General features: G+C 66.9%; 9 protein-coding genes and 1 pseudogene. 7 read left to right on the forward strand and 3 right to left on the reverse strand.

What is annotated here, in order from left to right; genetic code table 11:
• Both GPA27_RS26640 and GPA27_RS26645 read right to left on the reverse strand, forming a co-directional pair.
• Positions 1-477 (reverse strand): glycine zipper family protein (locus GPA27_RS26640; RefSeq protein WP_169143450.1); only part of this gene is annotated, 477 nt, incomplete at its 3' end.
• 14 nt (positions 478-491) lie between these two features.
• The gene (locus GPA27_RS26645; protein ID WP_169143451.1) at positions 492-908 is read right to left on the reverse strand and encodes a hypothetical protein; all 417 of its coding nucleotides are present in this window, start codon (positions 906-908) and stop codon (positions 492-494) included.
• Between the two features lie 273 nt (positions 909-1,181).
• Here GPA27_RS26645 and GPA27_RS26650 point away from each other — a divergent pair, with 273 nt between their 5' ends.
• The 7 genes and pseudogenes from GPA27_RS26650 (at position 1,182) to GPA27_RS26680 (ending at position 10,055) form a co-directional block, all read left to right on the forward strand.
• Positions 1,182-2,600 (forward strand): MFS transporter, encoded by a 1,419-nt coding sequence (locus GPA27_RS26650; RefSeq protein ID WP_169143452.1) that lies wholly within the window; start codon positions 1,182-1,184, stop codon positions 2,598-2,600.
• Positions 2,601-2,741: 141 nt separating this feature from the next.
• Entirely contained in the window at positions 2,742-3,155 is a 414-nt protein-coding gene (locus tag GPA27_RS26655; protein ID WP_169143453.1) for a bacteriohemerythrin, read from the forward strand.
• A gap of 31 nt (positions 3,156-3,186) precedes the next feature.
• Positions 3,187-4,089: a fructosamine kinase family protein gene (locus GPA27_RS26660; RefSeq protein ID WP_169143454.1), complete on the forward strand. Its 903-nt coding sequence runs from the start codon at positions 3,187-3,189 to the stop codon at positions 4,087-4,089.
• Positions 4,090-4,168: 79 nt separating this feature from the next.
• Positions 4,169-4,807, forward strand: coding sequence for a thiopurine S-methyltransferase (gene tmpT, locus GPA27_RS26665; protein ID WP_169143455.1), 639 nt, complete (start codon positions 4,169-4,171; stop codon positions 4,805-4,807).
• Between the two features lie 227 nt (positions 4,808-5,034).
• Complete coding sequence (locus GPA27_RS26670) at positions 5,035-5,670, forward strand: putative quinol monooxygenase (RefSeq protein WP_169143456.1); 636 nt, start codon at positions 5,035-5,037, stop codon at positions 5,668-5,670.
• A 256-nt stretch (positions 5,671-5,926) separates the two neighbouring features.
• Positions 5,927-6,829 (forward strand): DUF808 domain-containing protein, encoded by a 903-nt coding sequence (locus GPA27_RS26675; protein ID WP_169143457.1) that lies wholly within the window; start codon positions 5,927-5,929, stop codon positions 6,827-6,829.
• A 73-nt stretch (positions 6,830-6,902) separates the two neighbouring features.
• Positions 6,903-10,055 (forward strand): annotated as a pseudogene (locus GPA27_RS26680) (DUF3427 domain-containing protein).
• A gap of 114 nt (positions 10,056-10,169) precedes the next feature.
• Here the strand turns inward: GPA27_RS26680 and GPA27_RS26690 are convergent.
• The gene (locus GPA27_RS26690) at positions 10,170-10,919 is read right to left on the reverse strand and encodes a hypothetical protein (RefSeq protein WP_169143458.1); all 750 of its coding nucleotides are present in this window, start codon (positions 10,917-10,919) and stop codon (positions 10,170-10,172) included.
• Between the last annotated feature and the right edge of the window lie 86 nt (positions 10,920-11,005).

An 11,005-nucleotide genomic window follows, 5' to 3' on the forward strand; every position in this document is an offset into this window, starting at 1 on the left:
CGGGGGCGGCGGCGTGCTGCGGTAGCGATCCGAGCGGCTGGGCGAGTAGCGGCCCGACACCGGTACGCGATGGCCGCTCGCATACATGCACTGCACGTAGGCGTGGTCGTAGCGCCGCTGCGCGTCGTAGCCCGACACCTCGGCCGCACCACTGCCGGCGGCGCTGCCGATCAGCAGCCCGGTGCCGGCACCCACGCCCGCGCCGCGCCCGCCATCGACGGCGGCACCGACCGCCGCGCCGATCGCCGTGCCGACCACGGCGCTGCGCACGCCGGCATCGGCCGCAGCCTGCCCGGCGGAGCGGCCGCCGATGTATTCGTACGCGTACTGGCGGCAGGCCGATTCGTCAGCGCGGAACTCATTGAAACTCGCGCCGGTGCCCGGGAGCACGAGCACGCTCGGCCCGGACGGCATCGACACGCAGCCCGCGGTCACGACCGCCGCCGCAAGCGGCACAAGACAGATACGGATGTTCATGTTCGGATCCTCCCTCAGCGCGACGGCCGCGGCGCGACGCGTTCCCACCCGCCGGGGCATTCCTTGACGTAGGGGTAGTAGCCCTCGGGGCGGTCGCAGTAATACCAGTAATTGCCGGCGGACTTCCGGTCATCATCCGCGTCGTCATCTTCGCGCTCGATATACACCGGCGGCGAGGACGGCACCCTGGCGGCCGGCGGATAGGCGTAATACGGCGGGTAGGCGTAGTAGGGGTAGGGCTCGTAATAGCGGTAGGGCGAATAGCCGTAATACGGGCCGGGCCAGCCCCAGAACAGCGGAACCCCGATGTGCACACCGAGGCGCGAGTGGCTGTGATGCCGGCCGCTGCGGCCGCGATCGGCAGACGCGACATCCGGCAACGCGACGCCCAGTACCAGGACCGCCGCGAGCGCAAGCCTGAACCATTTCATGGTGACCTCCCTGTCGGCAGGATGACACGTCCATTCAACGTGCGAACTCATCCAAAAGACCACAAGCCGGCCAAGGAATTCCCGCCCGAGTGTGACGTATTTTTTCATCCGCCTGCGTTACATCCGTGCCGCACCGTGCTGCCGCGTTGCCGTATCTCCGCGTTACTGATGTGATACAAATTGCTTGCCGTCAATCAATCAAGATAGTATCGTTTTCCGCGAAGAGGATCGCCCGAACCCGGAGCGAACCCGCCAATCACCGGAGACACACCGATGCAGCAGAAGTCCTCGTCCGCCCCCGTCGATATCGGCGGGATACTCGACTACGGCCCGTTCACGTCGATGCAACGGCTCGTCGTGATGCTCGCCGCCCTTGCGATTGTCATGGACGGCTTCGACGGGCAGCTCATCGGCTTCGCCATCCCGGCGCTGATCAAGGAATGGGGCATCACCAAGGCCGCCTTCGCGCCCGCCGTCGCCGCGGGCCTGGTCGGCATGGCCGTCGGCAGCGCCTGTGCCGGCATCGTCGCCGACCGCATCGGCCGGCGGCTGGTGCTCGTCGCCAGCGTGTTCCTGTTCGGCGCCGCGACGATCGCGATCGGCTTCGCGCCCGACGTCACGGCGATCGCCGCGCTGCGCTTCCTCGCCGGCCTCGGCATCGGCGGCGCGCTGCCGAGCGCCTCGACGATGACCGCAGAATTCACGCCGGCGCGCCGCCGCACCCTCGCGGTCACCGCGACCATCGTGTGCTATCCGCTCGGTGGCATGCTCGCCGGCCTGTTCGCCGGCGCCGTCCTGCCCGTGCTCGGCTGGCGCGGCCTGTTCTGGATCGGCGGCGCGCTGCCCGTCGTCTACAGCCTGGTGCTGCTCGCGCTGCTGCCCGAATCCGCCCGCTACCTCGCGCGCAAGACCGCCCGCTGGCCCGAGCTGCGCCGCCTGCTCGCGCGCATGGAACGCCCCGCCGACCCCGGCACGGTATTCGTCGACGTGGCCGAAACCGGCAGCGACCAGCGCGCCGGCTTCGCCGCCCTGTTCCAGAGCGGCCGCGCACGCGACACGCTGGCGATCTGGGTCGGCTTCTTCCTCGTCATGCTCGCCACCTACACCGCCTTCAGCTGGCTGCCGACGATGCTCGCCGCCGAAGGCCTGCCCACCGCCCTGGCAGGCTCCGGCCTCACCGCCTACAACCTCGGCGGCGTGATCGGCTCGCTCGGCTGCGCGCTGGCCATCACGCGCTACGGCTCGCGCTGGCCGCTGCTCCTGTGCAGCATCGGCGCCGCGGCCAGCGCCTTCGTGCTGCAGGGCGTCGACTTCGCCACGAACACCACCTGGCTGATGATCGGACTCGGCGTGCACGGCATGTTCGTGATCGCCGTCCAGGCGACCATGTATGCGCTGTGCGCCTACGTCTACCCAACCATGATGCGCGCCACCGGCACCGCCTCGGCCCTGTCCTTCGGCCGCCTCGGCGCGATCCTAAGCTCCTTCGCCGGCGCCGCCGTCATCACCTCCGGCGGCGCGGACAGCTACCTGTCGCTGCTCGGCGGCGCCATGGTGCTCACCTTCCTCGCGCTGGCCGTCGTCAAGCGCCACATCCCGGGGCTGCACACGCACGTCCGCGCCGAGCCCGCAGCGGAACCGACCGCAGCCACACCATCCTTCGCGGTGAGCGCGCCGCGACCGGGGGCCTGAGCCCCGCGGGGCTCACCCCGCTCGCGCCCCGCACCGGCTGCCCCCGCGTTCATATTCGGTTAGGATATGCGCGGGGCACCCCTCCGCGCGGATCCTGCCGCACTGCGAGGCACCACCCCGACTCGCCAGGCGGAGACGGACGTGATTGACATCAAGTGGGACAGCAAATTCGAGGTCGGACACCCGCGCATCGACGCCGAGCACCGCGTCTTCGTCGACCTGATCCGCGCGATCTCCGTGGAAGCGGACCGGAACTGCCCGAAGGAAAAGGCCATGCGCCTGCTGCTCGAGGTGCGCAAGTACGCGGAATTCCACTTCGTCAGCGAAGAGAACATCATGCTCGACGTCGGCTATCGGCATTACGAAGAGCACCGCGAGGAACACGCGTGGCTGCTGCGCCGGCTGGAGCACGAATGCAACCTCTACTACACCGACAGCGCCCCGCTCCAGGAGCTCGCGCACTTCATGTTCGACTGGTTCGCGATGCACACCACCGTCGCAGACAGAAAGCTCGTCGACAGCATCGCCGCGCACAACGCCGCTCCCGCCGTCTGACGAGCGCCGGCCTCGATCGGAACCTCTGCCGTTGACGTCCCCTGACACCCCGGACGACGCACTCGCCCGCGCCCTCACGGCCGCCAGCGGCATCGACTTCGCCGGCGCACGCCTGAGCCCGGTCGGCGGCGGCTGCATCAATCGCACGCTGGAAGTGCAGGCGGGCGACCGGATATATTTCCTCAAGCTCAACGACGCCGCCGCGCTGCCGATGTTCGAGGCCGAGGTCGACGGCCTCGCGGCACTCGCCACCTGCGACGCCTTCCGCGTGCCGCGTCCGCTCGCCTGCGGCGCGACCGACGACGAGGCCTTCCTGCTGCTCGAACACCTGCCGATGCGCCCGCTCGCGAGCGCCGAAGACGGCCGGCGCTTCGCCGCGGCGCTCGTCGAATTGCACCGCGACACCGGCGAACGGTTCGGCTGGACGCGCGACAACTACATCGGCGCCACGCCCCAGCACAACACGCCCCACGACGGCTGGGCCAGGTTCCTTGTCGAATGCCGCCTCCTGCCGCAACTGCAGATGGCGCGGGCGAAGGGCCACGGCGGCGCCCTCGGCCGCGACGCCGACAAGCTCCTCGAACGCATTCCGGCCCTGTTCCTCGACTACCGGCCCCGCCCAAGCCTGCTGCACGGCGACCTGTGGAACGGCAACGCCGCCATCGCCGCGGACGGCAAACCCGTGATCTTCGACCCCGCCGTGTACCGCGGCGACCGCGATGCCGATCTCGCCATGAGCGAACTCTTCGGCGGCTTCCCCGCGTCCTTCTACGCCACCTACCGCAGCGCCTGGCCGCCCGCCGAGGGCTACGAACTGCGCAAGACGCTGTACAACCTGTACCACATCCTCAACCACCTCAACCTCTTCGGCCGCGCCTACCTCGGCCAGGCCGAACGCATGATCCGCACACTGGCAACGGAACTGCTCCGCTGACTCGTCCGCGAATTCAGTCCCGTCCCTGCCTCCGCTAGACTATCCGCTCCGCAGCACCGTCACCGCAGGGGCACGCCTCATGGACGCCAACTTCTGGCACGCGAAATGGGAACGCAACGAGATCGGCTTCCACGGCAGTGAAGCCAATCCGCTACTGGTCAAACACTTCGACGCGCTCGCGCTCGCGCCCGGCAGCCGCATCTTCCTGCCCCTGTGCGGCAAGACACTGGACATCCACTGGCTGCTCGCCCAAGGTTATCGCGTCGTCGGCGCGGAACTGAGCCCGCTCGCCGTGCAGCAGCTCTTCGCCGAGCTCGGCGTGGAACCGACGGTGTCTCGCGTCGGCGCGCTCGACCACTATGCGGTCGAGGATCTCGACGTCTATGTGGGCGACTTCTTCGATCTCACCGCGGAAACCCTCGGCCCGGTCGACGCGGTCTACGACCGCGCCGCGCTCGTCGCGCTGCCGCACACCATGCGCCCGCGCTACACGGCCCATCTGACGGCCATCACACACGAAGCGCCGCAGCTCCTCATCTGCTTCGAATACGACCAGAGTCTGCACGCCGGACCACCCTTCTCGATCGATGCAGACGAAGTCGGGCAGCACTACGCGGGCCGCTTCTCGCCGACCCTGCTCAAGCGGATCGAGGTCGCGGGCGGCCTCAAGGGCAAGTGCCCCGCCACGGAAAGCGTCTGGCTGCTGCGCAAGGGCTGACCTGCGCCAGTCCGCACTCACGCTGCAGAGGGGCGAGTCAGCGACCCATCGCCGTTTTCCTTAGCGGCGGAACTGCCCTTGCCGCGAGCCGTCCTATTTAATGTAGCGTCCGCGCGGCACGGTGCGATCTGACCGTGCCGCCGGATTTTCCGGCGTGCGCCCGCCGGGCTCGCCTGGTCGAGGACGCGCCATCAGCCATTGCTTGCGTACGCAGGGAAGGAGGAATCATGGTTGATCGAGGATTGCTTGTCCGCGTGAAAGCGAAGGCGGGAAAGATCGAAGACGTGGAACGCTTCCTGAAGTCCGCCCTGCCGCTCGTGCGCGACGAATCCGGCACCACCGCGTGGTTCGCCATCCGATTGGGCCGCACCGAGTTCGGCATCTTCGACGTGTTCCCGGGCGATGCGGAGCGCGAAGCCCATTTGACGGGGCCGGTCGCCAAGGCGCTGATGGAGAAGGCCGACGAGCTTTTCGCCGAACCGCCGCGTATCCAGAAGCTCGACGTGCTGGCAGACAAACTCCCGCCGACGGTGCCCGAGGACGCCGACACCAAGGGCGTCCTGCTCACCTTCAAGGCGAAGGCCGGTCACGACAAGGACGTGGAGCGTTTCCTGCGCGACGCGCAGCCCATGGTCGCTGCCGAGCCGGCGACCACCGCGTGGTTCGCCGTCCGCCTTGACGACGGCCGCTACGGCATCTTCGACGTCTTCCCGGACGAGGCAGGACGCCTCAAGCATCTGGCCGGACGCGTACCGCGGGAACTGGCCAAGCATGCCCTGACCCTGCTGGGCAGCCTGCCCGCGCCGGACCTGTTGAGCGTTCGGGCGGAGAAATTCGAACCGATGTTCCGGGCCGCAGCCTGACTTCGTCCGGCGTCGCCACGTCGTCCGCGCGTGGCGGCACGAGCGAAGCGGGAAGGCGCGGGTCAATCATCTGCGATGATCACCGCGAAAAGGATGGAGATCATTTCGGTTAAGTGACGGCAACTTATTCGTCAGATGCCATGGAAATCTCGACCGCATAAGAACATACAGGCTATGCTGCGGCGATACCAACGATGCATCCGACCGACAGGCGTTAGCCTGCACCTATGACCTGCCCGATGGATATCTCACAAAGATGGCCGCTTCCAGTCTGCTTGCCCTCCTCGACGACATCGCCACCGTTCTTGACGACGTGGCCATCCTCAGCAAGGTCGCCGCGAAGAAAACCGCGGGCGTGCTCGGCGACGACCTCGCCCTCAACGCGCAGCAGGTAGCGGGTGTCCGCGCCGAGCGCGAGATCCCGGTCGTGTGGGCGGTGGCGCGCGGATCCTTCCTCAACAAGGCCATCCTCGTCCCGGCGGCGCTGCTGATCAGCGCCTTCACCCCGTGGGCGATCATTCCCCTGCTGATGCTCGGCGGCGCCTACCTGTGCTTCGAAGGCTTCGAAAAACTCGCCCACAAGTTCCTGCATCGCGCGGAAGACACCGCCGCGCATGAAGCCGAGCTGATGCAGGCCCTGGCCGACCCCACGGTCGACCTCGTACGGCTGGAGCAGGACAAGATCAAGGGCGCGATCCGCACCGACTTCATCCTTTCCGCCGAGATCATCGTCATCGCGCTCGGCACCGTGTCGGACATGCCCTTCCTCACCCAGGTCGGCGTCCTTTCAACGATCGCCATCGTCATGACGGTCGGGGTCTATGGCCTCGTCGCCGGCATCGTCAAGCTCGATGACCTCGGCCTCTGGCTGACCCGCCAAGCCACCGCGGTCGCCCAAACCGTCGGCCGACTCCTGCTCAAGGCCGCCCCGTGGCTGATGAAGGCGCTCTCAGTCCTGGGTACTGCCGCGATGTTCCTCGTCGGCGGCGGGATCGTCGTGCATGGCATCCCGCCCGCCTACCACTTCGTCGAAGCGCAAGGCGCCCTGCTGGGCACCGCCCTCAACGGCCTGGCCGGCGTCCTGACCGGCGCGGTGGTCCTTGCCGGCGTTACGCTCGTGGCGAAGTGCCTGCCGGGGGCCAAGGGGGCGCAGGCGTAGCGAACCAGGCGCGCTTGTTCGTGTCGTCGTGCCTTGAGAACGCCCGACGCGCAAGCCGCTGCTTGAGCCCGCAATGAACACCCTGCCCGACGGCCTCTACGACCTGCTCCTTGACGCCCGCCTGCGCGAACTCGCCCTGCAGCTACGCGATGCCGGCCAGGCCCAGGTCGAGCCCCTCACCGGTGCCGCCCGTCGGCGCCGACTCGCCGAAGTGCTCGCGCAACTACTGCCGGAACTGCTCGACGAGGCCACTGATGCCGAGGATGACGCCGCGCGCGAGCAGCGCGAACTCACGCTGATCAACGGCCTGCTGACCCATCTGCGGCGCGGCGACGCGGCGGCCGACCAGTGGACCGCCCCGGTGCTCACGCTGCGCGCGATCCATCGCGGCCAGCCGCGCCCGACGCAGCCGCCGACTGGGCTGCTCGCACCGTGGCTATTCACCGCTGGCCGCGCCGACCCCTCGCTGTTCGCCGAACTGCGCGCCGAGCTCGGCTCGGCCGATCGCGTCGACATCGTCGTCAGCTTCATCACCTGGAGCGGGCTGCGGAAACTTCTCGACGTGCTCGAATCCGTCAGCGCGATCGGCGCCGACGGCGAACCGCGCACGCGACTGCGCGTGATCACGACCACCTACACCGGAGCCACCGAAGCGCGCGCCGTCGAAACGCTCGCGGCCCTGCCCGGCGTGGAACTGCGCGTCTCGCTCGACGGACGCCGTAGCCGACTGCATGCGAAAGCGTGGCTCTTCCACCGCGCGACCGGCTTCGGCACCGCCTTTGTCGGTAGCGCGAACCTCTCCGCCGCGGCACTCCTCGGCGGCGTCGAATGGACGGTGAAATTCACGCAAGCCGGGCAGGCCGACCTCTTCGCCGCCGCCGAGGCGCATTTCGAGACGCTGTGGAACGACCCGGAGTTCCAGCGCTTCGACCCGCAGGACGACACGCATCGCCTGGAACTGCGCCGCGCGTTGCAGCAGGCCAGGGGCACGAGCTTCGAGCCGATCGCAACGCCCACGTGGTTCGACCTGCAGCCCAAGAGCTATCAGCAGGCGATGCTCGACCGCCTCGCCGCCGAACGCCGCCACGACCGCACGCGCAATCTCGTCGTCGCGGCCACCGGCACGGGCAAAACGGTGGTCGCGGCATTCGACTACAAGCGCCTGTGCGAGCAGCAGGGCGGCAAGCCGCGCCTCTTGTTCGTCGCGCATCGCATCGAACTCCTGCGGCAGGCCATCGAAACCTACCGCCAGGTACTGCGCGCCCCGGCCTTCGGCGAACTCCTCGCGGACGGCAGCCAGCCCGCGAGCGGCGAACACCTCTTCGCGACCATCATGTCGGTCGCCGCGCGCGATCTGCTCGCGAGCCACGGCGCGGACTACTGGAACACCGTCGTCATCGACGAATGCCACCACCTGCCGGCGAGCCAGTTCGACGCCTTCGCCACGACGATCCGCCCGCGCTTCCAGCTGGGCCTCACCGCGACGCCGGAGCGCGCAGACGGACGCTCGGTGCTGCAGTATTTCGACGCACGCCCCGACGGCAGCCCGGCCGTCGAGCTGCGCCTGTGGGACGCGCTCGACCAGCAGCTCCTCGCGCCCTTCGAGTACTACGCCAGCAACGACAGCACCGACCTCAGCGGCATCCGCTGGAACCAGCCCGGCGAACTCACCCAACTTGCGAACATCATTAGCGGCAACGACGCGCGCGCCCGTCTGGTGATCCATGCCATCGAGCAATACGTCGCCGACCACGGCGCGATGCGCGCGATCGCGTTCTGCGTCGATATCGCCCACGCGAATTACATGGCAGATCGGCTCACCCAAGCCGGCCTTCCTGCGCTCGCGATCACCAGCGCCACGCCGCGCGACGTGCGCGAACGCGCCCCGCAGGACCTCGCCGCCGGCACGCTGAAAGTGCTGTGCACCGTCGATCTCTACAACGAGGGCGTCGACATCCCGGAAGCCAACACCCTGCTGCTCCTGCGCCCGACGCAAAGCCCGGTCGTGTTCCAGCAGCAGCTCGGCCGCGGCCTGCGTCTCGCGGACGGCAAGGACAGCTGCCTCGTCCTCGACTTCGTCGGGCGGCTGCAGAACGACTTCCGCTTCGACCTCCTTTACCGCGCGATCACCGGCCTCAACCGCCAGCAGCTCATCGAGGCCGTCGAACAGGGCTTCACGACATTGCCGCCCGGCTGCCACATCCAGTTCGACCGGGTCGCTCGCGAGCGCGTGCTGAGCGGCCTACGCCAGATCAGCAACCAGAGCTGGCGCCGCCTCACCGCGGAACTGCGCTACTACGCGACCACCCGCCGCGGCGCCCCGTTGACGCTCGCCGACTTCGTGCGCGACCAGTGCCTGGACCTCGAAGACCTCTACGACGGCAAGCCCGGCTGGACCGCGCTGTGCCGCGCCGCCGGCCTCGAACACGCGGCGCCCGACCCCGACGAGACCTACCTCGGCAAGCACCTCGACGCGCTGCTGCACGTCGATGACCCCGAGCACCTGCAGATCCTGCGCCGCGTCGCCGCAGACCCCGCCGCGCTCCTCGCGCAGTGCGCGCAGTGCGCGCACCTCGCCCCCGCCGAGCAGCGCCGCATCCAGATGCTTGCCTACCAGATCTTCAGCGACCGCAGCGCCCTGATGGACGTCCCCGCCTTCCTCGCCCGCATGGCCGCGAACCCCGCGATGTGCCGCGAACTCGCCCAGCTCACAACCTGCCTCGATGAACGCGCCGACCTCGACCCGCAGCCCCTCACCGGCGCCCCCACCGAGTGGCCGCTGACCCTGCACGCCGCCTAAGAGATCCGCGAAATCCTCACCGCCGTCGGCTGGCTCACCCCCGAACGCCGCGCGCCCTTCCAGGCCGGCGTGCTGGCGCTACCCGAACACAAGACCGAGCTCCTCTTCGTCACCCTCGACAAACGCGACGGCTTCAACGAACGCATCGCCTACCACGACTATGCGATCAGCCCGGAGCTCTTCCACTGGCAATCGCAGAACTCGGCGGGCCCCGACACACCGGCCGGGCGGCGTTACTGCGAGTCGCCGAGCAATGGGTGGAGGTTCCAGCTTTTTGTGCGGGAAGCCCGCGGACAAGCGTATCGGGCCTTGGGGCCGGTACGCCTGGAACGTTGGGAGGGGGATCGGCCGCTATCGATTGCGTGGCGGCTGGAGCGCGCGCTGCCGGTTGCGTTGTTCAGGCGCTACAGCGTGTTGCGGGCGTAAACACAAAGGGGGACAAAATGAAAATGGGCTAGACCTTTACGATCTAGCCCATTGAAATTTGGCGCGCCAAAATGGATGAAGCTGGGCACTGGACTGAGCATTTTCGCTTCGAGTTTACGTACCGAAGATATGACCCTCGATGAGTTCAGCCGCTTCTACTAATCCTTTATCGAATTCCTCTGTCGACGTGAAATAGCTGTTACCAGGCAATTCGGCTTGAAGCCATTTCCGAAACGAGGGATCCATCAAGACCGTTCGATAATCCTTTCCCTTCGTTTGCGGCGCATGCTCGATCAGCAGTTCCGCTAATCGCTTCACTCCTGCGCTGTGCAGATCTTCCGTCGGCTTTGGGTACGAGATAGTCCTAATATTTGAACGAGCCCCGCGAATATCGCGTCGTAAGCGCGCGACCTCGACCGTGAGTTCCTCAAGGCGATCCAGGGCCAGACGCTCGGGCGGCACGGCGTCTTGCTCAATCCGCGCAACATGAAAAGTTCCGAAACTCTTTAAGAATGTCTGACAGTCAGGTTTTTGAGCGGCCAAGTAGGTCGCAAAAACCTTATCAGCCAACGTGCTCTTAAATTGAACAATTTTTGTAAACCGAAGGTCGCGCGGGTAAGTTAGATGCTCTACTACACCGGTATCAAAGCTGTAATCCGTTTGATCATCCTTGATAATAACCGTTGGCTTGTCAAAGGCGAGGCGCATCCCAAGTTCAAACATCACGTTGGGATTCTTGCAGCTGACGTCGCAGATAACTACGTCCGATGAATACAAATTTTGAACAATTCTCTTCTGTATCACGCCAACATCATCAGCATCACTAAGGAATCCCTGATCAATTGACGTTTCGAGCAATCGCACCCAAGCCTACTGTCTGAGCCGACTCCGATGATCGATTTTTCCGATTTTCCCGCTGATTTCCGAGGCCATTCCGACCTCGAACGCCT

The organism is Aromatoleum toluolicum (assembly GCF_012911005.2).
Taxonomy (GTDB): Bacteria; Pseudomonadota; Gammaproteobacteria; order Burkholderiales; family Rhodocyclaceae; genus Aromatoleum; species Aromatoleum toluolicum.